At 56.9% G+C, this 23,306-nt stretch carries 21 protein-coding genes; 6 read left to right on the forward strand and 15 right to left on the reverse strand.

The genetic code is table 11. The features are described 5' to 3' along the window. Window positions 1-8 precede the first annotated feature (8 nt). On the forward strand, window positions 9-1,211 hold the full coding sequence (locus tag ELR57_RS02680; protein ID WP_126957019.1) for an acetoin utilization protein AcuC: 1,203 nt from the start codon (window positions 9-11) through the stop codon (window positions 1,209-1,211). Between the two features lie 146 nt (window positions 1,212-1,357). Here the strand turns inward: ELR57_RS02680 and ELR57_RS02685 are convergent, their stop codons facing one another. The 3 genes from ELR57_RS02685 to ELR57_RS02695 all read right to left on the reverse strand — a co-directional run bounded on the left by ELR57_RS02685 (window position 1,358) and on the right by ELR57_RS02695 (window position 3,877). Next, window positions 1,358-2,047 (reverse strand): 5'-methylthioadenosine/adenosylhomocysteine nucleosidase, encoded by a 690-nt coding sequence (locus ELR57_RS02685; protein WP_126957021.1) that lies wholly within the window; start codon window positions 2,045-2,047, stop codon window positions 1,358-1,360. Between the two features lie 103 nt (window positions 2,048-2,150). Then, entirely contained in the window at window positions 2,151-3,155 is a 1,005-nt protein-coding gene (gene ccpA / locus ELR57_RS02690; RefSeq protein ID WP_126957023.1) for a catabolite control protein A, read from the reverse strand. 341 nt (window positions 3,156-3,496) lie between these two features. Beyond that, window positions 3,497-3,877 (reverse strand): hypothetical protein, encoded by a 381-nt coding sequence (locus ELR57_RS02695; RefSeq protein ID WP_238162379.1) that lies wholly within the window; start codon window positions 3,875-3,877, stop codon window positions 3,497-3,499. A gap of 275 nt (window positions 3,878-4,152) precedes the next feature. Between ELR57_RS02695 and ELR57_RS02700 the strand changes: the two genes are divergently transcribed. Then, window positions 4,153-4,677 (forward strand): type 1 glutamine amidotransferase domain-containing protein, encoded by a 525-nt coding sequence (locus ELR57_RS02700; RefSeq protein ID WP_126957027.1) that lies wholly within the window; start codon window positions 4,153-4,155, stop codon window positions 4,675-4,677. A 71-nt stretch (window positions 4,678-4,748) separates the two neighbouring features. Here ELR57_RS02700 and ptsP read toward each other — a convergent pair whose 3' ends face one another. The 7 genes from ptsP to ELR57_RS02735 form a co-directional block, all read right to left on the reverse strand. Beyond that, window positions 4,749-6,503, reverse strand: a complete 1,755-nt coding sequence (gene ptsP / locus ELR57_RS02705) for a phosphoenolpyruvate--protein phosphotransferase (RefSeq protein ID WP_126957029.1) — start codon at window positions 6,501-6,503, stop codon at window positions 4,749-4,751. Then, a complete protein-coding gene (locus tag ELR57_RS02710; protein ID WP_126957031.1) occupies window positions 6,500-8,383 on the reverse strand; it encodes a glucose PTS transporter subunit IIA in 1,884 nt (627 codons plus the stop codon). Before ELR57_RS02710 ends, ptsP begins: the two co-directional genes overlap by 4 nt. Before the next feature lie 78 nt (window positions 8,384-8,461). Continuing rightward, window positions 8,462-9,139 carry a class I SAM-dependent methyltransferase gene (locus ELR57_RS02715; protein ID WP_126957033.1) on the reverse strand — a complete coding sequence of 226 codons (678 nt, stop codon included), beginning with the start codon at window positions 9,137-9,139 and terminating at the stop codon, window positions 8,462-8,464. A gap of 178 nt (window positions 9,140-9,317) precedes the next feature. Next, window positions 9,318-9,743, reverse strand: a complete 426-nt coding sequence (locus ELR57_RS02720; RefSeq protein WP_126957035.1) for a CoA-binding protein — start codon at window positions 9,741-9,743, stop codon at window positions 9,318-9,320. Window positions 9,744-9,781: 38 nt separating this feature from the next. Continuing rightward, complete coding sequence (gene aroA / locus ELR57_RS02725) at window positions 9,782-11,074, reverse strand: 3-phosphoshikimate 1-carboxyvinyltransferase (RefSeq protein WP_126957037.1); 1,293 nt, start codon at window positions 11,072-11,074, stop codon at window positions 9,782-9,784. Between the two features lie 46 nt (window positions 11,075-11,120). Continuing rightward, a complete protein-coding gene (locus ELR57_RS02730; protein ID WP_158629906.1) occupies window positions 11,121-11,501 on the reverse strand; it encodes a fluoride efflux transporter FluC in 381 nt (126 codons plus the stop codon). Next, a complete protein-coding gene (locus ELR57_RS02735) occupies window positions 11,498-11,875 on the reverse strand; it encodes a fluoride efflux transporter FluC (protein ID WP_126957041.1) in 378 nt (125 codons plus the stop codon). Before ELR57_RS02735 ends, ELR57_RS02730 begins: the two co-directional genes overlap by 4 nt. 90 nt (window positions 11,876-11,965) lie before the next feature. Between ELR57_RS02735 and ELR57_RS02740 the strand changes: the two genes are divergently transcribed. Then, window positions 11,966-12,268 carry a rhodanese-like domain-containing protein gene (locus tag ELR57_RS02740; RefSeq protein WP_126957043.1) on the forward strand — a complete coding sequence of 101 codons (303 nt, stop codon included), beginning with the start codon at window positions 11,966-11,968 and terminating at the stop codon, window positions 12,266-12,268. A 258-nt stretch (window positions 12,269-12,526) separates the two neighbouring features. After that, on the forward strand, window positions 12,527-12,823 hold the full coding sequence (locus ELR57_RS02745; protein ID WP_126957045.1) for a hypothetical protein: 297 nt from the start codon (window positions 12,527-12,529) through the stop codon (window positions 12,821-12,823). A gap of 1 nt (window position 12,824) precedes the next feature. Here the strand turns inward: ELR57_RS02745 and gndA are convergent, their stop codons facing one another. Next, complete coding sequence (gndA, locus tag ELR57_RS02750) at window positions 12,825-14,240, reverse strand: NADP-dependent phosphogluconate dehydrogenase (RefSeq protein ID WP_126957047.1); 1,416 nt, start codon at window positions 14,238-14,240, stop codon at window positions 12,825-12,827. A 241-nt stretch (window positions 14,241-14,481) separates the two neighbouring features. Beyond that, the gene (locus ELR57_RS02755) at window positions 14,482-15,129 is read right to left on the reverse strand and encodes an SGNH/GDSL hydrolase family protein (RefSeq protein WP_126957049.1); all 648 of its coding nucleotides are present in this window, start codon (window positions 15,127-15,129) and stop codon (window positions 14,482-14,484) included. 336 nt (window positions 15,130-15,465) lie between these two features. Here ELR57_RS02755 and ELR57_RS02760 point away from each other — a divergent pair, with 336 nt between their 5' ends. After that, the gene (locus tag ELR57_RS02760; RefSeq protein ID WP_126957051.1) at window positions 15,466-16,401 is read left to right on the forward strand and encodes a transposase; all 936 of its coding nucleotides are present in this window, start codon (window positions 15,466-15,468) and stop codon (window positions 16,399-16,401) included. A gap of 144 nt (window positions 16,402-16,545) precedes the next feature. On the opposite strand, the gene ELR57_RS02765 is transcribed toward ELR57_RS02760, so the two are convergent. Further along, on the reverse strand, window positions 16,546-17,142 hold the full coding sequence (locus ELR57_RS02765) for a hypothetical protein (protein WP_126957053.1): 597 nt from the start codon (window positions 17,140-17,142) through the stop codon (window positions 16,546-16,548). A 175-nt stretch (window positions 17,143-17,317) separates the two neighbouring features. Between ELR57_RS02765 and ELR57_RS02770 the strand changes: the two genes are divergently transcribed. Then, complete coding sequence (locus ELR57_RS02770) at window positions 17,318-17,962, forward strand: YktB family protein (RefSeq protein ID WP_126957055.1); 645 nt, start codon at window positions 17,318-17,320, stop codon at window positions 17,960-17,962. A gap of 49 nt (window positions 17,963-18,011) precedes the next feature. Here ELR57_RS02770 and ELR57_RS02775 read toward each other — a convergent pair whose 3' ends face one another. Next, on the reverse strand, window positions 18,012-21,017 hold the full coding sequence (locus ELR57_RS02775; RefSeq protein WP_126957057.1) for an efflux RND transporter permease subunit: 3,006 nt from the start codon (window positions 21,015-21,017) through the stop codon (window positions 18,012-18,014). 162 nt (window positions 21,018-21,179) lie between these two features. After that, window positions 21,180-23,273 (reverse strand): glycosyltransferase family 39 protein, encoded by a 2,094-nt coding sequence (locus tag ELR57_RS02780; RefSeq protein ID WP_370452184.1) that lies wholly within the window; start codon window positions 23,271-23,273, stop codon window positions 21,180-21,182. Window positions 23,274-23,306 lie beyond the last annotated feature (33 nt).

A 23,306-nucleotide genomic window follows, 5' to 3' on the forward strand; every position in this document is an offset into this window, starting at 1 on the left:
AGATTGCGTTGACATTGCACGCTTCCGGTCCGCTCTGGATCGATTGCTCCAGTTCAAAGCGTTACCGCTTTCATGATGATCATCCCTTCCATCCCATCCGGCTGCGACTGACGGAAGAGCTGCTGGCCGCTTGCGGCGCGCTGAACGAAAGCCACCTGCTCAAGCCCGGTCTTGCCGTTCCTATGGAGGAGCTCCGCGGAATCCACAGGGCCGATTACTTGCAGATCGTACAGGAGCTTAGCGAGGACGAGCCGTCGCAGGAAGCGATCGATCAAGCCGCCCGCTACGGCCTCGAGGCGGACGGCGACACGCCTTACTTCCCGGGGATGCACGAAGCTTCCGCAGCGGTCGTCCAAGGCTCTCTGGCCGCGGCAGAGGCCGTCATGTCCGGGCGGACGCAGCACGCCCTCCATCTCGGTGGAGGACTGCATCACGCTTTCCCGGACCGCGCCTCCGGTTTCTGCGTCTATAACGACGCGGCGGCGGCGATTCGCTGGATGAACAAGCGCTATGGAGCCAAGGTGCTTTATATAGACACCGACGTCCACCACGGCGACGGCGTTCAATGGTGCTTCTATACCGATCCCGACGTCTTCACCTTCTCGATCCACGAGACGGGCAAGTTCCTGTTCCCCGGCACCGGATTCGCAAGCGAGCGAGGCGCCAGCTCCGGCTACGGGACTTGCCTGAACGTCCCCCTGGAGCCTTATACCGAGGACGAATCCTGGCTGGCTTGCTTCTCCGAGTCGCTTGAGCGCATCCTGAAGTCGTTCAAGCCGGACGTTATCGTCAGCCAGCACGGGTGCGATGCTCACGCGCTGGATCCTCTCGCGCATATTCATTGCAGCATGAAAATCTATCGGGAGATCCCGAAGCTGATCCACCGCTTGGCGCATGAGTATACGGAGGGACGCTGGGTCGCGATCGGCGGCGGAGGCTATGAGCACTGGCAGGTCGTGCCCCGCGCATGGGCCCTGCTCTGGCTGGAGATGAGCGACCATCCCTTGCTCGCTCAGATCGACGCCTCTCCCCTGGGAGGCCCGCTTCCCGCCTCTTGGCCGCAGACTGCCTCGACTAGGCGCCCTTCTCCTTCCGAGCTGCCCGCCAATTGGTTGGACGATTCAAGCTCCTGGACGCCGATGCCGCGCCGATCGGAGATTACCGCGAAGAACAAGGAGGTGCTGGAGGTCGCTCTCCAGCACCTGGGTTAACGAGAACGGCCGACTCCGGATCTTCCCGGAATCGGCCGTTTTACATCGGATTATCGACTCCCTTAAGCCGAGAAAGAAAACCTCCGAGCGGAGGTTTAAGGTAGAGTGTAGAATCGGGAGAATGAATCGAGGGAGATTTGCGATCCTTAAATACGCTTTAACATCTCGTTCACGATCTTATAGGAATTGTTGGACGCCGCGACCGTGAATTCCGCGAAGTTGACGGAAGCCGATCCATCCGCCTTATCCGACATCGAGCGGATAATGACGAAGCCGACGCCGTTCATCGCGCACACCTGCGCGACCGCCGCTCCTTCCATCTCGGTGCACGCCCCGCCGAATGTCTCATACAGTTCCTTGACTTTCTCTCTGTCCGCGATGAATTGGTCGCCGGAGAGCACTTTGCCAAGCTTCACCCGTCCAGGCAGCACGGTCTCTCCCGCTTGCTCGGCGATCTCGCTCAGCTTCTCGTCCGACTTCCATTCCGACGTCTCCTGGTACGGAATGACCCCGCGCGGATAACCGAGGGCCGTCACGTCCACGTCGTGCTGCAAGCAGCTGGTGGAGATAACGATATCCCCGATGTTCAGCTCGGGATCGACCGCGCCGGCAACTCCGGTGAAAATGACCGACTTCACGCTGAAGCGGTCAATAAGCACCTGGGTATACACGGCCGCATTGACCTTGCCCACGCCGGATTTGCACAGGACCACCGGCTTATTGTTCAAGCTGCCGGAGAAAAAAACGATCCCCGAACGGTTCATTTCCACCCGGTCTTTCATCTGGCCGTAAAGCAAGTCGATCTCTTCCTGCATCGCGCCTATAATGCCAATCATGTCAAAACCTCCTTAATGGGGACAAAATGCCCTGACGCAGGCTGACAGTCCTCCTGCGCAGGGCATTCTCTCGTTATGGAATAGGTTGTCGCGCTTCGATTCCTTATACCGATGCGACGGACTGGCGAACGATCAACTCGTGAGGAAGAACAACCTTGGCATTCTCCACGGCTTCCTTCTTCATAAGCTTCGTCAGCAAACGCATCGCGACTGCGCCGATGTCGTACATGGGCTGAGCGACCGTCGTCAGCTGCGGGCGCACCATCGATGCCATGCGGATGTTGTCGACGGAGATCACGGAGATATCGGCCGGAACCTTCAGACCCGCATCCTGAACGGCGTGAATGGCGCCGATTGCCATCTCGTCGTTAGCGGCGAAGATCGCCGACGGGCGTTCGGAGAGCCCCAGGAAATATTGGGCTGCTTCCATGCCGGATTCATACTTGTAATTGCCGATGCGAACGAGCTCGTCGTCCACCGGCAGTCCAGCCTGCTCCAGCGCGCGCTTGTAGCCTTGGTAACGGGCATAGCCGTTGGCCGGATCCTGCAGCGTACCGCTGATCATCGCGATGCGGCGATGGCCTTCGGAGAGAAGCTGCTTCACGGCGTCGTACGCGGCGGCCTCATGGTCGATGTCGACGGAAGGGATCGTTCCCTTCTCGTCCGTCGTCGCGCACAGGACAATCGGCACATTCGACGTGTTGAACGCCTGGATGTGTTCGTCGGTCACCGCGCCGCCCATGAAGAGGAGTCCGTCCACTTGCTTCTCGAGCAAGGTGTTGATGACGCGAATCTCCTTGTCTTTGCGCTTGTCCGCGTTGCACAAAATAATATTGTAGTGGTACATGTTCGCGATGTCTTCGATCCCTCTCGCGACTTCCGCGAAGATGGCGTTGGAGATATCGGGAATGACCACGCCTACCGTCGTCGTCTTCTTGCTGGCCAGACCGCGCGCGACCGCATTCGGACGATAGCCGAGACGTTCGATGGCTTCGAACACTTTCTTTCTGGTCTGGGGCTTCACGTTCGGATTGTTGTTGACGACACGGGATACCGTTGCCATCGACACGCCGGCTTCGCGAGCCACATCATATATGGTTACCGTCACGTTACTCGCTCCAATGCTATGAACAACCATTACCCGGCTTGTCCATGGGATAATAAGGTAATAATACGACAATTCCGTAGGTTTCGCAACGCTTACAGCGCTTTAGAACCGAAATATCGACGTTAATTCCGCTCGGGAAGGCGACTTGCGGATCCTTCCGAAGAATCGAAACGATAATGCTGCTTTTCCGAAGGGCGGACTTTCGTTTCTCGATGCTTGCCAGTTGCGTGATTTCAGCCGGGTCCTCGCCTCCATGAAAATAAATTCGATTATTTTCATTGTAGCGGAAATGCCGTCGAATCGCAAAAGAAATAACGGGGCATCGGCCCCGTTTGGTAAAATTACGATATGTATTGTGCGCTAAGCTGAGACAACCGGCTTCTGAGCTCCATCTGCCACGTTTCGTCCCTCAAGGAAGAGGCCACGAGCAGCAGATCCAGAAGCTCATTCGTTCGCTCTTCGATCCTGCGCGCCACCGACGCGGCTTGGATCGGCTCCTTTTGGGCGATCAAGCCCGCAAGAACTCCAGCCCATTCGTGCTTCTCGTCGAAGAAGATCGTCTGCGGTTCGGGCGCGGCTCCCATCCGTCCGACAAGCTGCCCAAGGTCTTCTTTGACCCCGGGGAACACTTCGTTATGAGAGCAGTAATCGCAGGAAAAGACAGGCACGTTCGCAATGCTGACCTTGTGGACGTAAATCACGGTGCGCAAAATCAACTTCATGGTATGACCGCAAGTACAACGTTTCTGCAACAGCGCTCTCTCCTCAATCAACAGAAATGGAAGTTCGGGAAGGCGCCGATCGTAGGCGCCGCCTCGACCATTCTATTCGACCCCCTCGCCGCGGATTCCTTCTTTAGAAGCGACTGTAAATAATGGAACAAGCTCTTAGCGGCAGCGCTTGTCCGGCTGGCGTAGTGTCAAGAAGCGTCATTTGTTAAAATGGGAGAGCAAACAGGAATCGCATGCATGGGTAGAGGAGAAGGAGGTTCCCGTATATGGAACAAAAGAAGAACGTAGTTTGCCTCGTGGACGATGAATTCGAGGATCTGGAGCTCTGGTATCCTGTCTATCGCGCGCGGGAGGAAGGCGCCTCCGTCGTCTTCGCCGGTCCGGAGAAAGGACGCAAGCATATCGGCAAATACGGCGTGCCCGCCGTCGCCGACCTGTCTTACGAAGAGCTGGACGCGAACCGCTTCGACGGCTTGCTCGTGCCGGGTGGCTGGGCTCCCGACAAGATACGGCGCGACAGCCGCGTTCTGGAGTTCGTGCGCCGGATGGATGAAGCCGGCAAGCCGATCGGCCAGATCTGCCACGCCGGATGGGTGCTGATCTCGGCGAAGATTCTGAAGGGGCGCAAGGTGACCTCGACGCCGGGCATCCGGGACGACATGGAGAACGCGGGCGCGGAATGGTTCGACGAAGCCGTCGTCATCGACCGCAACCTGATCTCCTCCCGCCGTCCGCCCGATCTTCCCGAGTACGCCAAAGCGTTCTGCGACGCTCTTTATGAACGGCGATAAGCAGAAGCTGCAAGGAAAAAGAAGGGAACGAGCAGGCACAATCGTGTCCGCCGTTCCCTTCTTTTCTTGAATCAGATCCCCGGAACGATGTTGCCGTGAGCGATGGCTTCTTCCGCGTGGAACCTCTCCAGCCGATCCCGAATCTCCTTCGCGGTCCGATACCGGAAGATCTCTTCCATCAGGAATCGGCTCTCCTGCGCATTCGTCCGCAGCATCGTCTCCTTGACCGGCAGGATCGATTGCGCCGATATGCTGAGCTCGTGAATGCCAAGCCCGAGCCAGATCGGCATCGAGCGGACGTCCCCCGCCATCTCGCCGCAGATATTGACTTGAACGCCGTGCCGCTTCGCCGCGGCGACAACGGTCTTAAGCATTCTCAACACTGCCGGATGGAACGGATCGTACATGTGGCCGATATGCTCGTTCATGCGGTCGACTGCCAGCGTGAACTGGATCAGGTCGTTCGTGCCGATGCTGAAGAAGGACACTTCTTCGGCGAGCAGCTCGGCAATCGCCACCGCCGCGGGCACTTCGATCATGATTCCGGTACGGATGTTCTCCGCGCAAGCGACACCCTCCGCTCGCAGCTCTTTCTTCGCTTCCTGCAGAATGGCATTGGCCTCCCTCACTTCTTCGACGGAAGTAATGAGCGGATACATGACCTGCACGTTGCCGAAGGCCGAGGCCCGCAGAATGGCCCGAAGCTGTACCTTGAACAGGTCTTTGCGGTCCAAGCTGAAGCGAATCGCGCGATAGCCGAGAAACGGATTGTCTTCCTCGGGCATCTCGAAGTAATCAAGCTGTTTATCGCCGCCGATATCGAGCGTTCGGATGATCAGCGGTTTGCCTTGAAGCTTCTCCGCCGCTTGCCGGTAGACCTCGAACTGCTCCTCTTCGGTCGGGAAGCGGCTTCTGTCCATGTACAGGAATTCCGTGCGGAATAGTCCTACTCCTTGCGCGCCGTTACGGATGGCGGCATCGAGCTCCTTGATCGAGCTGATGTTGGCCGCGAGCTCGATCGACATCCCGTCCGGAGTCACCGACGGCACCAAGGCCAGCTGCTGCAGCCTCTCCCGCGTCTCAGTCTCCCTCTTGCGCAGCTCCGAGTAGCGGATAACGGTCTCCGCGTTCGGATTGATGTGAACGTAGCCCGCCCGTCCGTCCACGATGAGCAGGTCGCCCGTCTCGATCGGAGCCGGAAGCTTGCCTTCCACTCCCATGACCAGCGGAATGCCGAATGCCCGGGACATGATCGCGGAATGCGAGGACGGGCTTCCGGCCATCGTCACGATGCCGAGCACCATCTCCGGCTTCAGGTGGATCAGCTGGGAAGGCGTCAATTCCTTTGCCACCAGGATGAACGGCTGCGTGTCCGTCGGCAGCGAGATCTCCGGAACGCCAAGCAGATGCTTCAGCAGGCGATTGCCGACATCCTTGATATCGAGCGCCCGCTCTTTCATATATTCGTCATCCAACAGGTCGAACATCGTGACGAAGTGATCGATCGCTTCCTTGACCGCCACCTCCGCCGCTTTGTACTGCCTCTGGATGATCCCTTTGATCTCGTTCATGAACACGGGGTCGTCGAGAATGGCCAGATGCGCTTCGAAGATTCCCGATTCCCCCGCTCCCACCGTCTCATCCATCTCAAGTTTCAACTTGTGAATTTCGTACTTCGAGCGTTTGACCCCTTCGTACAGCCTTTCGAACTCCAGTGCCAGATCGCCGACGCCAATCATCTGTTCGGGCAGCTCCCACTCCCAGTTCGGAAGAACGAACGCTTTCCCGATTGCTATGCCGTCTGAAGCGGGCAATCCTTGAATCATTGTTCTCCCCCCTTGTCCTCTCTCTCTTTAACGACAACCGACATGACCGCGGCCTGCCCCTTCTTCACGGCGGTAAAAGGAGCAAAACGCCAAGACTTCACGATATCCGAATTGGTGATCACCATCGGGGTCGCGAGCGAACGCGCCTTGCTCTTGAGCGTCTGCAGGTGGAACCGGATAAGCGGCTGTCCCGGGCTGACCTCGTCGCCTTCTTGGACAAGCGCGGTGAACGTGTCCTTGAGCTGGGAGGTATCGATCCCGATATGGAGCAGAACCTCCAGCCCTTCCTTGGTCAGGATTCCGATCGCATGCTTGGTCGGATACAGGTGAATGATCTTCCCGCCCACGGGCGCCACCAATTCGCCTTTATCCGGGATGAAGGCCACCCCTCTGCCGACGAGACGCTGGGAGAAAATAGGGTCGTCCACTTCCTCCAGAGGCATCATTCGGCCTTGAACCGGAGAATGGAACTGAACCTGGTGAACGTCCAATTGCATGAGCTTGAAGATCTCTTCGCGGATGAGCTCCGAGAACGTGCCGAAGACGACCTGGACGTTGCCTCCGCCCAAGTGGATAACGCCGGCGGCGCCCAGATTCCGCAGCGAGTTCGCGTCGACTCGTCGGTCCTCCTCCAAAGTCAGCCGCAGTCTCGTGATGCAGGCTTCCAGCCGAACGATGTTCTCCTTGCCGCCGAGCGCTTGCAGGATAAGCGGAGCACGGTACGGAATGTCCCCCGCCCAATCGTCCAGCCTCGTCGAGTCCTCGCGTCCCGGCGTCGATAGCTGGAACTTGCGAATGCACCAGCGGAAAAGGATATAGTAGAGGACTCCTACCGCAAGGCCCAGCGGGATGATCATCCAGCCTTTCTGCGAAAGCGGGAGGTTGATGACGTATTCGAGCGCTCCCGCCGAGAAGCTGAAGCCGTCCCGGATGCCAAGCTCGTACGTCAGCCACATGACCCCGCCCGAGATGAGAGAATGAAGAATGAACAAGTAAGGGGCAACGAACAGAAACGCGAATTCTACCGGCTCCGTAACCCCCGTCAGGAAGGCGGTCAGCGCCGCTATCCTAAACTGCTTGCTGATCTTCGGCTTCAGATCCTCGCGAGCCTCGTGAATGATCGCGAACGCAATGGCGGGCAGCGCGAACATGATGATCGGGTACAGCCCCGCCATGTATGCCCCCGCCGTCGGATCCCCGGCGAAGAAGCGAGGAAGATCGCCGAAGTACACGTTCCCTTCCGGCGACTGGTATTCTCCTACTTGGAACCAGAAGATATGGTTAACCAAATGATGAAGGCCGAAGGCCACTAATATTCGATGGAGGAAGCCGTACAGGAACACGCCGAAGCCGCCGGCGGAGCCGACGACGGTGCCCGATTCGGCGATCAGGTCCGCGATCGAATGGCCGGCGCGGATCATGGCCCATGCGAATAGGAGCGAGAAGGCCGCCATGAAGATCGGAACGAAACGGGAGCCGCCGAAAAATTGCAGCGACTCCGGGAGCTTCAACGCCTTGAACTTCTCGCTCGCCCATCCGGACACGACGCCGATCACCGCTCCGGCGAACATGGACGGCTGAACCCCGTCCGGATCATACGTATTCGTAATCGCCGCGAATATGACCATTCCCGTCAGCGACGCCATGCCGGCGAACACCGATTGGTTCGACATGCTGAGCGCGATGCCGACCGCGAACACATAGGGAACGTATTGGAAAATCTGCATGCCGGCCGCCAGAAGCATATCGGAGGCTTCGCCCATGCCGAACGAATCCCATGGAAGCCGGGACAGAAGAATAAAGATGGCAGCTGCGGGCAGTACCGTCATCGGCAGCATGAATGCCCGGCCAAGCCTTTGAAGATAGCCCACACCGAACATGAGCCCGAACCCCTCCTTTCTCTTGATGGTACGTCTTAGGGGCTGTTTTTGTCAAAAGAAAACCGTTAGAGCCCTGCCTTACTTAAATGCGCAGAACACCGCGAAGTCGTAAAATTTATAAACGCAATCGGCTTCCGAATAACCCGCTTGCTTCAGCCATTTCACTTGATCCCAGGCATTCGCGTTCCGGTCCAGCTTTCTTCTTGCCCGCGATGCCTCGATGGCGGACTCGGCAAGCCCGCTCGCCGCGATGCTCGCTTCCCATCGGCTGCGATACAGCTCATCGAAGAAAACAGACTCTCCCGCCGCTTGATCCGCGTTTACGAAGCCGCCGCCGTCGTTCGTGATCCCGTGCAGCTTGGCGAACAAGTTCCGCTTCTCTTCGTCGGACAAATGGTGGATCGACAGCGAGGAGACGATCCAATCGAACTTCTCCTCGAACGGATGCTTCGAGTAGTCGCCCATCACGTAGCGGATATTCGCGTCCGTTCCCTTGAACCTCTCGCGAGCCTGTTCCAGCATTTTCTCGCTGAAATCAATCAGCGTGTAGGTCGCGTCCGGCAAGCGCGGAAGCAGGAAGGAGGTCAAGAGGCCGGTACCCGCTCCGACATCCAAGATGGAAAGCGGCTTGCCGGACGACGGGACCAAGGACGCCGCCGTCCCGTAGAAATCGTCGAAGCATGGGATCAGCTGCTTTCTCTCGCGATCGTAGTCTTTGGCTGCGGCATCGAATTGCGTTCTCACCTTATCGTTCATGGCTATTCTTCCCTTCCGTGAGGATTATTTCCCTCAGTGTAACAACCCGGCGGAAGAACGGGAAATATATAAAAACTAACTTCTTAATAGATGCAGACTATAGGAGGATTCAAGAAGAAACGCGGACGCCCCCTGTCCTAGCCGGGAAGCTCGCCGCGCTCTTCAAGTTCGATCTGTCTTACTTGCCGTTCGGCAGCAGAATCGAGTCTTCTACTTTGATGCAACGGTCCATGATAACCTTAAGGCCGCCTCGCCCCGCGATCTCGGCCGCTTCTTCGTTCTCGATGCCGAGCTGCAGCCACAGCGCCTTGGCGCCGATCTCGACCGCCGCTTCGGCGATGGGAGGCGTATGCTCCGGACGACGGAAAACATTGACGATGTCGACCTTCTCCGGAATATCCTGAAGCCTGGCGTAACACTTCTGCCCGAGAATGCTGGCTGCTTTCGGATTCACCGGGATGATCCGGTAGCCTTTCTTCTGCATGGCCTCGGAGACCATGTAAGAAACCTTGGAAGGATCGTCTGACAACCCGACGACCGCTATGATGCCGGCTTGCCGGAGAATCTCCTTGATCTCGTCCCTGGATGGATTCGTGAATGCCATTCGCTTCATCCTCCTATCGCCTAATTCGGCATGAGAGCTTATTTTACCCATTCGACCTGAGCGCCAAGCGACGCCAGATGATCGAAGAAGTTCGGGTAGGACTTCGCAACGTGATGAGCTTCCTTGATGCGGATCGGCTGCTTCGAGCGCAATCCTGCGATCGTCAGCGCCATAATGACCCGGTGATCGTAATGGGCGTCGATCTCGACTCCGCCTTCAAGACCTTCCGGCCGGCCGTGGACGATAATCTCGTCCCGCTTCTCTTCCACGTTCGCTCCGGCTTTGCGCAGCTCGTTCAAATAATCGGTGATGCGGTCGCATTCCTTGTATCGCAGATTCTCGACGTTATAGAAACGCGAGGTTCCTTCCGCGAACACGGCAGCCGCGACCATCGCGAGAACGCCGTCCGTGAACTCGTCTCCGTCGAATTCCCCCGCGACGAGCTTGCCGTTCCCTTGCACATGGACGATGCCGTTCTCGTGCGTCAGGTTCACGTTCATGCTGCGAAGCACGTCGACGACGGCGCGCTCGCCCTGCTTGCTGTCTTCGAGCAAGCGATGTACCGTCACGTCGGAATCGGTAACCGCGGCGGCGGCCAGAATAGCGGCCGAACCCGGATAGTCGCCTTGCACCGTGTAAGTCTGGGCCAGGTATTTCTGGCGTCCCGGTACCTTGTAATGCATGAGATCGTCGGAGGCCTCGACGACGATGCCCGCTTGGCGCATGACCTCGAGCGTCTGTCCGATGACGACCTTCGACTTCAGATCGTTCAGAACCTCGATCTCGCTGTCCTCATCCAGCAGCGGAGCCAGGAACAAGAGAGAGCTCAGGAACTGGGAGCTGACGCTTCCGGACACTTGAATCTTGCCGCCGCGCGGGTTGCCGCCGCGGATCGTGATCGGGAGGCGTCCGTTGTGGTGCTCGACTTCGACGCCCATGCTCTGCAGCGCGACGATCAGGTCGTCATGCGGCCGCTTGCCGAGCGACTGCGGATACGTATTGACGAAGGTGACTTCCGGAAGGAACGATGCAATGGACATCAGGAAACGAAGCACGGCGCCTGCATTGCCTACATTGAGTTGTTTGGCCGGGAAGGGATGTCGTCCGAAGCCCGTGATGACGATCTTCTCATCGTCTTCCTCGATCAGAGCTCCCAGATCGCGAATGCAACGGCGAATCGCATCGCTATCTTCGCTGTGAGCCGGATAGCGGATGGTGCTCGTGCCCTCTGCCAGCGCAGCGACGAGCAGGTAACGCGTCGTGTAATTTTTCGAAGACAATGCTTGAATCTCGCCTTGCAGCTTGCCTGTAGGAGTAACGATCATATCCATTGCGGTAAACGCTCCTTATCCTTGTATAAGAATATAAAGAATAGCTTTATCCATTAGCCGCCTTGCCTATTATCCATCCGAGAGCGAATGCCAGCCAGCCTCCCAGATAAGTCGCCGCCGCGTACTTCGCCAATGTTCGATAACGGCCTTCCGCTTTCATCGTCGCTTTCTGCACGTTCAGCGTCGAGTAGGTGGTCAAGCCGCCCATCACGCCGGGACCAAGCAGCGCGTACAGCTCAGGCCGCACCGCCTTCCATTCCGCGCCGGCCAGAATGCCGATGAAGAACGAACCGGCAAGATTCACCGTCAACGTTGCCGCATGCGGCTTGGCGCGGCGAGCGACCGCCCGCTTGCTTGCCCCGTATCGAAGAAGCGCGCCTACGCTTCCGCCCAGACCGGCCAGACATAGCGCCGTTAAGGAATTCAAGAGCCCCACCGCCTTCCGGCATGCAGGCCCGCCGAGGCGAGCAGCGCGCCTCCCAAAGAGCTGACGAGCAGATAAACAACCGCCGCCGCGTAAGCTTCATTCCTCCACAGCTCCCACAGCTGGGCATTAAAGGCGCTGAACGTCGTGAAGGCTCCCAGAAAACCGGTTCCGAGCGCTTCCCTCCACCATGGGGCAATCCGCTTGATCGCGCACCAGCCGAACAACGTTCCCAGCAGAAGGGAACCGACCAGATTGATCCCCATCGTGGCCCAAGGAAAGCTGGAGCCGCCTCCGTCCGGTATACCCAGCGTAATCCCGTAACGCGAGGCTGCTCCCAGGAAGCCGAAGAAGGCGACGACGAACCATTCTCCCATCTTGCTCAACCTCTCTATGCAGCCATTTGACAGTCGCGTCGGCGTTTCATTATGATTAATCCAGATAGCAGATGAAGGAGTGTTGCCGGAATGAGCTCATACGAAACGACGACAGTAGAACAATTGAAAGCGCGGCTCGAAGCCGGCGAGAAGCTTCACCTTATCGATGTCAGGGAAGACGATGAAGTCGCTTACGGCATGATCGAAGGCGCCCGTCATATCGCGATGGGAGAGATCCCCGACCGTCTAGGCGAGATCCCCCGCGACGAAGAAGTCATCTTCATCTGCCGCAGCGGCAACCGCAGCGGAAGAGTATGCGAATACTTGGCTGCTCAAGGCTTCACCAAGCAGGTCAACATGCTTGGCGGCATGCTGGCTTGGGACAATCAATAAAGCCAAGCTCGTTCGTCGGCCGGATTGCGAATCCCGCCGGCTTCTCCGAGAGGTGTCGATCGTCGCGTTAGCGAGCCCGCATGTCCGCTTTAACGCTCCTGGCAGCGCGTCGATACCCTCTTATTTACATCCCCTGACCCCGCATCCCGCTTTCCTCATTCGCTCCAATTATAATAGCACAATGACTTCCAGGTATAAATGCGGCTTTCTCTCCGTAAGGTGGTATCAGAACCTCTTTCGAAGCAGGTGATGGACAAGATGAAGACGCCTATTGCCGGGATACCCGATCCCCTAGCTGGCCCTCTTCCGTTAACGATCAGACGCATGCTCGACCCTTCGCATCCTCTCTGCCGGGAGGACATCATCTGGACGCTCGATTATATTAAAACAAAAGTGGCCGATGGAGCTCCCGAATGGACGGGGCTCGATCGGCCACGACTGCTTGCGCTATTCACCGCCTACGCCGGATTGGCCATGCATCTGCTGCACCGGCAAAGCTTAGGCGGCGAAGACGCAGAGCATCTGCGTGCCCTTCTTAGGGACACGCTCCCCTGAATTACGCTTCCATCCAGTTGTGGTGGAACGTGCCTTCCTTATCCAGGCGCTTGAACGTATGGGCGCCGAAGTAATCGCGTTGAGCTTGCAGCAGGTTAGCCGGCAGGCGCTCGGAGCGATAGCTGTCGTAATACGCGAGCGCGCTCGCGAACGAAGGCACCGGAATGCCGTAACGTACCGCCGTCGCCACAACGTCGCGCCATGCGTCTTGATAAGACTCGACAACGCCCTTGAAGTATTCGTCCAGAAGCAGGTTGCGAAGGCCCGGATCGCGATCGTAAGCATCCTTGATGTTCTGCAGGAAGCGAGCCCGGATGATGCAGCCGCCGCGGAAGATCATCGCGATGTTGCCGTATTGCAGGTTCCAGTTGTATTCGTCGGAAGCGGCGCGCATCTGCGCGAAGCCTTGCGCATAGGAGCAAATCTTGCTCGCGAACAGCGCCTTGCGCACCTTCTCGATGAATTCCTTCTTGTCCCCATCGAACGCCGTCGTCTTCGGTCCCTTGAGAACCTTGCTTGCCGCTACGCGCTCTTCCTTCATGGCGGACAGGAAGCGGGAGAAGACGGATTCGGTGATGATGGACAGCGGCACGCCCAGATCAAGAGCGCTTTGGCTCGTCCACTTGCCGGTGCCCTTCTGGCCGGCGGAGTCGAGGATAACGTCGACCATTGCCTTGCCCGTCTCCGGATCCTTCTTGGAGAAGATGTCGGTCGTGATCTCGATCAGGTAGCTGTCGAGCTCGCCCTTGTTCCATTCGCCGAAAATCTCGTGAAGCTCGTCCGTCGAAACGCCCAGGACGTCCTTCATCAGCTGGTACGCTTCGCAGATCAACTGCATATCGCCGTACTCGATGCCGTTATGAACCATCTTGACGTAGTGGCCGGCGCCGTCCGGTCCGATGTACGTGCAGCAAGGATCGCCGTTAACCTTCGCGGAGATGCCCGTCAGGATCGGCTCGACGAGCTTGTAAGCCGCTTCCGGACCGCCCGGCATGATCGAAGGTCCCTTAAGGGCTCCTTCTTCGCCGCCGGATACGCCCGTTCCGATAAAGTTGAACCCCTGCTCCGTCAGCTCGCGGCTGCGGCGTTGGGTGTCCGGGAAGTAGGCGTTGCCTCCGTCGATGATGATATCTCCCTTGTCCAGGTGCGGAATGAGCGATTGGATCGTCGCGTCCGTGCCGGAGCCGGCTTGAACCATGATCAGGATCTTGCGCGGCACTTCCAGGGATTGAACGAATTCTTCGACGGAGTAGGTAGGCACGAGGTTCTTGCCTTTGCCTTCCGTGTTGATCAGATCGTCCGTCTTCTCGCGGGAGCGGTTGAATACGGCTACCGTATATCCGCGGCTTTCAATGTTCAAGGCAAGGTTGCGTCCCATGACGGCCATGCCGACAACTCCAATGTTTGCTTTTGACATTTTTCGCTTCATCCTTTGGAACGAGTTTTTTAACGAGGCAGGATCGATTAGCTTTCGTCTAATATCCCCTGTATCGTCTACGCAAAAGCTTCCCCGCCGACGAGGGTCGTCGAAGTCGTTTTTGCTCGCAATATGCCTATTGTACTCTATTTTGCCAGCATAAGAAAACCTTCTTTTTCGATTAGTCGACTGTCGCGAACCGCGTCAGACCGGGCCGAAAAAGAAAAAGCGCTTTCTTTGCTTACCGGTCAAAGCCGATCCCTCTCAGGAATGCCCTGGCCAGCGTAACATGCCCTATCATGCTCGGATGGACGCGGTCCCATGCGATCGCGGCCGGATACAGATGCTCGAGCACCCGATCGAACTCCGCTTGCGTGTCCACGAACGCCGTCCCATGCTTTTCCGCGATGCTCTTGACCGCCTCTCCGTACAAGTCCATCGTCGCTCTCATCGCGTCGGATCGGTTCGGCTCCAGGTAGAAGGGAGTCATCAGCACGATACCTTTGACCTGCGGCTTCGTCGTCTCGACGAGCCGATCCAGCTTCCTCTTGTACTCGTCCAGATAAACGTGCGACTCCGTTATGTAAGGCTGGTCGAATTGTCTCCACACGTCGTTCGTCCCGATCATGATCGACAGCCAGTCCGGCTTCTGGTCCAGGACGTCCGTCTGCCAGCGCGCCTCCAGGTCTCGGACCGTGTTGCCGCTAATGCCCATATTGACGACCCGGATCCCCAGCTCCGGATACGCGGATTGCAGCAAACCGTCGACAACGGCGACATATCCTTTGCCGTATGGACTGAACAGTCCTTCCCCGACAGGCCTCTGGCGTTCGCAATCCGTGATCGAGTCTCCGATAAACAGCAGCTTTTCCCGTTGCTTAAGCTTCACTTGGGCTCTCCCCCTCCTCTTCCGGACAGCTTACATTATATCGAATCCGGTAGGTTCTTCAATAGATCCGGATCTTGCGTCTTCTCGGTCCCCGGAATGTTGTCCTTCGTAGAATGCTAATGGCACCCGATATCCCTTTCGCTCAGCCTCAAACCTCCCATTACATGTAGGGTTTCTAACTTTTATTCCCTTTCCGCCAGGGTGCCGCTATCCCCTTTGATCAGCAAAATTTTCTTGATCAGGAGGTGCCGATTTACCATTTTTTTTGTTGAAAATAGAACACGTGTTCGCTATAATTTGAGTAGAAACGAATGTTCGAACAGAGGCGGCGATCCCATGTCAGTTCCGGCATACGACTCCTTCAGTAAAGAATATTCCTCGGAAGAGACTTGCATCCAAGCGCTATTCGCTGCCAGATGGCCTTCGGGATTCCGTTGTCCGGCTTGCGGCTACAGCGAATTCTATACCGTTTCCACCCGCAGGCTGCCTTTGTATCAATGCGCATCTCCGTGCTGCCGCCATCAAACCTCGATTACAGCCGGTACGATCATGGAAGGGAGCCGTACCCCGCTCACGCGATGGTTTCAAGCACTATTCTGGCTCAGCCAGCCTTCCGGAATCAGTTCTCTCGGCCTGTCGCAGCTTCTTGACGTCACTTACAAAACCGCCTGGCTTATGACTCACAAGATCCGCCATGCGATGAAGCAGGAAGTCGAGCAGCAGCCTCTTACCGGCGAAGTCAGAGTGGAAAGATTCTATTACGGAACTCCGATGTACCTGGACGCGCAGCAGCCGCTTCTTCTTGGGGGCAGCCAAGACGATAGCGGCGATCCGATAGCCATCAAGATTCATCAACCGAACCCGGATCACGTTGACGTAAAGACTTTAAGCATTCAGAGAATAGGCGTGGAGGAGTTTATCGCCAACCATACCCATGCTCATTCTGTCGACGTTAAGAAGCTTTACGAGAAATCGCTGCCCGGCTTTAGCCGAATCAAATTCCGAGTATCGGCCTGGCTTAACCTAACGTTCCGCGGAATCGGCCCCAAGCATCTGCAAGCCTATTTGCATGAGTACGTTTTTCGTTGGAATAAGCAGGGATCCGGCCTCCGCTCCGTATTTGGTCAAACCCTTCAATGGTGCGTCTCGACGAAGGTTCTCATAGGCAAAGAACTGACTCGCCATAAACCGGTGCTTCCGAGGCCGTGGCACGCGTTCAAGAGCAAATCCGCCTGGAAAGGCCGGCATCTGTCCAATTGGTTCGACTCCTGAGGAGGACGCCTTCCGCTTCCCTGGTTTGCTGAGTGAAGGGGATAGCGGGTGCCTTAGCTCATTTCGGGAGAGAGCACTTCCATTCCTAGATTAAAAAAGCGCCCCGAAGGGCGCCGCGATTCACTCATCCAAGCGTTAAGGTGCCTAGAGCTCTAAGAGAAGCATCTCCTTGCGCATGCTCTCCAGCCGAATCTTGCTGTTCTCGACCTCTTCGGACTGGCCTAGCTGCAGCGCCTCATGGAGAACAGCGAGCTCATAATCGATCTCAAGACGAAGAACTCCTGCCCGCAGCTCGGCTCTCTTCGACTTGAAAGCTTGCACCATATCTTCAACGGTTATCTGAGGACGTTTCTGAAAAATGATTCGATGTTCCATGCCTGACACCTCCACGAGACGAATGATTTCTCCAAACATGATGTTCTCGATCAGAATCTGGCGGTCGCGAAATCTCTTGACGATAGCATGACCGCGCGAATCGTTGATCAGCTTCTCGATCCACGTCGCCAGCTTCTCGTCTCTGACGACATAGTCCCCGACCATCTTGTAACGGTTCAAGGAACGCTGGAATCGAAGCTTAAGCAGTTTGCGACCCGTCCGAACAGAGATGAGGAATTGATGCTCGTTCTCGTTCCAATACAAGGAGTACCCTTCCGAGATCAGTTCACGAATCAAATTCTGCAGTTGTCTGCGATCGAAACGAAGCTCCAGGTTGCAATATTCCACCTCATGGCTTCGATTCACGGCCATCCCCCCTCCTGCACAAATCGCATGGCTTGAGCGTTGACCGAATGTTCAGAATATTTAATCTTACCTTTATCTTATACTCCATCTTATGTTCTGGCAACTTGGTTTCTTGACTATTTTCCAGTATAGTGAGGGAAAGCTTTTTTTGAAAAACGAATGAGGTGATTCCATCATGGCAACAATCGCAACCGCCGGCTTCACAGGCTTCGGGGACACCGACTTCGATTCCATGTCGGTTCCCGGGCTCGAAGGTCGAATGGAGGCAATTATCGCGAACGTTAGGCCGAAGCTCCATGCCATCGGCGATTCGCTCACACCGGTGATCGGCAAACTGACCGGACAGGATACATATGCTCATGTGGCCAAACATGCCAGACGTTCGGTCAATCCTCCGGCCGACACTTGGGTAGCTTGGTCTCCCAGCGCAAGAGGCTACAAAGCGTTCCCGCACTTCCAGATTGGAATATGGTCTACCCATCTGTTCATGCAATTCGCCATTATCTATGAATGCCCGAATAAAACCGCTTTCGCCGAGAAAGCGAAAAGAGAGTTAGCTTCCATTCGGGCTTCGATACCGCCTTCTTATATCTGGTCCAAGGACCACATGGTTCCGACGGGCTCGGTTCATTCGGACCTGTCGGACGACGAGCTGGCCGCTCTGTTCGAGAGGCTCGGAAGCATGAAAGCCGCCGAGTTGACGTGCGGCATTCATATCCAGAGAGGCGATCCCCTGCTCTCGAACGGCGAGAAGCTCTTGAACAAAGCCGAATCCGTCTTCGAAACGCTGCTCCCCCTTTACAGAATGGCGCAAGCCTAGAAAGATACAAAGAAGCCCCCGGACCCTATCAGGTCCGGGGGCTTGCTTGTTAGGCCGCAACCGATTGAGACTTCTCTATCCGTTGCCGCTTGGACTTGCGGAAGAACAGAAGCTCGTAGATGCAAGGCACAAGAATCAAGGTGAGCAAGGTAGCGACGACCAGGCCGCCGATGACGACGATGGCGAGGCTCTGGGAGACGATGCTGCTCGATTCGGAGCTGCCGAACACGAGAGGAAGCATGGCGCATACCGTTGCGATAGCCGTCATCAGGATCGGCCGCATCCGGGTGCCGGCTGCCTCCAGAAGCGCTTCGCGAATCGTCATCTTCTCTTCGTTCTGCTTCACGCGGTCGATCAAGACGATCGCGTTGGTGACGACGATGCCGATGAGCATGACGACTCCGAAGATCGCCGTGAAGTCCGGCGAGACTCCCGTTACGATCAAGCCGAGCACGGCGCCGATCGGAACGAACAGAATCGAAGCCAGGATAGCGAGCGGCGCGCGCAGGGTCTTGAAGGTGAACACCATGATCAGGTAGACGATACCGATGGAGACGATCATCATCATGAACAGGCTGGCGAAATCATCCGATTGGTCGGCAGAAGCGCCGCCGATGTTCAGTTTGACTCCTTCCGGAGTCTTCAAGGCATTCAATTCTTTCTTGATGTTCGCGCCGACGGTCGAAAGCTGGCTCGGCTCTACGGTCGCGGTGACTCGGATATAGGTTTTGCCATCCTTGTGGAAGTATTTGGTCGGCGACTCCGCCTTCTCCCACTGAGCAACATCGGAGACCGGCTTCATCCCTCTGTCCGTCGCAACGCTGAGCTTGGAGAGATCGTCAGCGGAGTTCACCTTAAGAACGGGCTCCAGGATTACGTTTAGGGATTGACCTTCAGACTGAATGGCGCCGATCGGAACCGGATTGAGCATTCCTTGAAGCTGGTTGGAGATATCGGCGGACTTCGCCTCCGTCGGATTGACTCTCAGCGTATAAGAGGTCGTCTTCTCGTCTTGATTGCTCTCGACTTTGATAACGTCCTTAATCGGTTTGATCTTGGCGATCACATCGTTTGCGGTGGCCGCCAATTTTTCCTCGTTGTTCCCCGTAATATCCACGAACACCTGAGTTGAGCTTCCGCCGCCGAAGAACGAGCTTGCGCCCACCGTCAGCTCCGCTCCCGGATATTGATCCTTCTGGCCATTGACCGCCTCGATGATCTTGTCGGCGTACTTCCCATCTTTAAGCTTAACCATAAAGGATACCAACGTCGGCGAATTCACATCGCCAAATTGCACGGTGTCGGCGCTGTTGCCCATTCTCATGTAAACCCATTCGCGACCGTTCTGCTGAAGAAGGAACTGTTCAAGCTTCTTGCCGTTCTCCAACACTTGATCAATCGGGGTATCCGGCTTATATCCGAGCGACACATCCACGCTCAAGGCGCTCGAGTTGTCGACCGCTCCCTTCGGCAGGCTGATGTAGGTGCCAATGGAGCCGATTAGAAGAACAAACGCGATCAGCAACGGAATCCACTTGTGCTTTAGATTCCAGTGAAGGAACTTCATGAAACGCTCGGACGGCTTGTGCTCTTTGATTCTGGAGCCCTTCAGCACGCCAGAGCTCATCAGCGGGATAACCGTCAGAGCCACGGCAAGCGAAGACAGCAGCGAGTAAGTGACGGTTAAGGCGAACGGCAGCAGAAAATCTTGCATGGAGCCGCGAAGCAAGCCCATCGGCAGGAACACGGCGACGGTTGTAAGTGTCGATGCCGTAATCGCTCGCGACACCTCGCGAGTAGCGTCGATAATAAGGCCGACGGAGAACGATTCCTTCTGAAGTCTACGGAAGATGTTCTCGATAACGACGATGCTGTCATCCACGAGTCGGCCTACCGCAACGGCTACGCCGCCAAGCGTCAGCACGTTAAGGGAGATGCCGGACAGATCAAGCAGGTACAGAGTCAAGGCAAGCGACAGAGGGATCGATACGATCGTGACGAGGGTCGCTCGGATGTTCCGCATGAACAGCAGGATGACCAACGTCGCGAATAACGCGCCCATCAGCACCTCTCTCATCATGCTGTTTACCGAGTGGACGATCTCATCCGATGTATTCATCAGCATCTGGAGAGAAGCTTGCTTATTCTCTTTGTTCCAATCGTCGATGATCTTCTGGGCATCCTTGCCTACGCTGACGGCATTGGCATTCGCCGCCTTCGAGATAATGATGCTGAGAGCATCCTTGCCGTCAATTCGAGAGATGGTCTCCGTATCGTTAGCAAGTGTAACTTCGGCAACTTCGCCCAACGTAACGCCGTCAGCGACTGGAAGCTTCTTCAAAGTCTCGATGTCCGACAGGTTTGAAGCGACGCCGAGGTTGACGATGGTTCCATTCAATGTCGTCTGTCCGACCGACGAAGAGCCGCTGCGGCCTTGAAGGACCCCGTAAAGCGCTTGTAAAGGCACACCCTTCTCGGTTAGCTTAGCCGTATCCGGAACCACGTGGACAGACGATTTGGATTTGCCCCCCAGTTGCACAGTGCCGGCGCCATCGATCGAACGGAATCGATCCACGAGCTCGCTCTCGGTCGATTCACGGTCCGCGTTGCTCACTCCGTCCGCGAACGTCAGAGCAATATAAGTGACCGGAATCATTGAAGTGTTCAATTGAACGACATAGGGAGGAGAAACACGGTCCGGCAACGGCACAGCGTTAACCGCCTTCTCCACATCCGCTTTGGCCTCCTTCATGTTCGTCTTGGATTCTAAATCCAAGTTGATCTGAGAGAAGTTATCTCCGGATGTCGAGAAAATATTTTTCTTGCCCTTGATTCCCGCCAACGCTTGTTCCAACGGGGTCGTTACTTGGCTAGCCATAGTCGCCGCGTCATAGCCTTGCCCGGTGACGACGACCGTTACCTGAGGGTTATCCGCCTCCGGCATCAATTCCATCGGCAGCTTGAAGTAACTAAACACGCCGAGGCCTAGCACCATGACGACGAGAAGAATAATCGCCGCCTTGTTGCGAAACGCTCCTTGAATAATCGGTTTCACGGTCCGAAAACCCCTTCCACTCCATGTTCTGTATTGGTCATCCTAATCATAATTGGGAGCTGCCAAACTGAAAAACGTCTCCGGACCGGACTTCATCCTAGACTCAGGTCTGAGATGAAATCGGGCTGAAGACGTTCGATGACCGGATGCCTACCTCCTTTATTAGATCAAATTCACAACATACAGCGTCCCGTTCGCGCCTCCGAAGCCGCCTGCGGCCTGTCCGTCGCCCCCCCACTCGCTGCTTGGAACCTCCGTTCCGTACTCTTGAATCCAACGGGTCACTTCCGAGCTGCCGCCTCCGCGGCCGTTGGCGTTGATCAGGAAGTACTTCACTTGTCTGTCCTCGATAAGCTTCTTAAGTTTGTCTACCGTCAGAATCGGGTCGTTGCCCGAGAATCCTCCCATTGCCATCACCGCTTCGCCGGTTTGAAGGATATACGTCTCCGCCGTATCGACGGACGTCGTGCCGAACAGGAACTTCTCTCCTTCGTTGTTCTCTTGAAGATAGCGGACAAGCGCCTCGTTGGCGACGCTTATCCGGTCTCCTCCGCGAGAGCCCTCGATTCCCGCTTCCGGCAGATTGCTGCTCTGGCCGTAGATGATCGGGGTCGCGGACCAATAAAGCGGCGCCGCAAGAAGGACAACGAATGCCGCCAGAGATGCCCGGTAGGCGGCTCTCTCCCGAAGCAATCTGGCGCATAGAAACAAGGTCGGCACGAGTCCGCCCATTCCGAGAAGCACCGGCCAGATTCTTCCCAAGCGATCCGCGTAGGGATTCAGCATGTAGAATTGCAGCGCCGTCGTTCCGGCGATCGCGATCGGGAGAAGCCACTGTCTCCAGTCCGATCCGGATCGGTAGGACGTCCACAGCTCCGTCAAGCCCGCTCCGGCCAAGGCCGCAATCGGCGGGGTCAGCATCACGAGGTAATATTGATGGAAAAAGCCGGCGATGCTGAAGAAGCCCATCACCGGAAGCAGCCACGCCAACCAGAACACGGTTTCCTTGTGCTTAGCCGTGAACGGCTTGCGTCGACGAATGCCGGCGAGGATGCCGACCGCCGAGAGCCCGGCGAAGGGGATGAGCCAGCTCGCCTGCCCGGAGAGCTCGGTCTGGAACAAGCGGAACGGGCCTTTGTCCCCGGTGCCGAATAAACCGCCACCGCCGCCTCCCGGACCGCCGAAGCCGAACGCACCGCCGGGGGCGAATCCCCGCCCCCCGCCGATAGAGAAGCCGCCGGCGGATCCGCGGGCAAGGCGATTGTTGCCGTCCGTTCCCTGTCCGCTGCTCCTTGAATCGGAGAAGCTTGAATTGGAGGAAGTTCTGTCAGAGGCTCCGCTTCCGCTATCCGATGTTTGCCTGCTTAAGAATCCTGCGCCGGCCACTCCTCTCTCGCCGATGCCTCTGTCCCCGGTCAGCCTAGAAACCCCGTTGTAGCCGAATGCCAGCTCCAGCACGGAATTCGTCTGGCTGCTGCCGATATATGGCCGGCTATCCGCCGGAATGCTGTCCACGATGACCGCCCAGGATAAGGAGACGACCAGCAGCGCGACCGTCGCTCCCGACAGCACGGCCAGCTTCTGCTTTCGCTTCGCGCGGAAGGCGATCAGGTAATAGATATAGAAAGCGGGAAGCACCATGTAAGCTTCCATCATCTTCTCATTGAAGCCGACTCCGACGACGGCGAAGGCGCCGACCATCCAGCCCCAGCGGCCCGTGCGCGCTCCCTTGAACAGCATCCAGACGCCGGCCAACAGGGTGAACACGAGCATGCTGTCGATGTTGTTCGTGCGGGAGACGGAAGCCGCAACCGGCATGCACGCCATGGCCAAGGAGGCGATTCGTGCCGCGGTACGGCCGAAGGACGGCTTGACGAGCAGATAGACGAACCCTACCGAGCCCACTCCGGCTAGCGCTTGAGGCAAGATGACGCTCCAGCCGTGCAGGCCGAACAGCTTGGCGCTGAGCGTCTGGATCCAGAACGCGAACGGAGGCTTGTCGACGGTGACGAAGCCTCCCGGGTCCAGCGAAGCATAGAAAAAGTTATGCCAGCTCTGCAGCATGCTGGATACCGCCGCCGTGTAGTAGGCATTCCCATACTCGTCGTTCCAGATGCCGTAGCCATTCAAGAACGCGGCCAGCAGAGCCGCGATCGCCAGCGCCCAATCCGCTCCGATCTTGCGGCGACATTCCGCATTCCCGGGTTCTCCCGCCTGAACAACGTCCATCGCTTCTTTCGCCTCGGTCGAAGCCAACCCTCATCCCCTCCAGCCACTCGGTTCCAAGCT

It is taken from the genome of Cohnella sp. AR92 (genome assembly GCF_003990975.1).
Lineage (GTDB): Bacteria > Bacillota > Bacilli > Paenibacillales > Paenibacillaceae > Cohnella.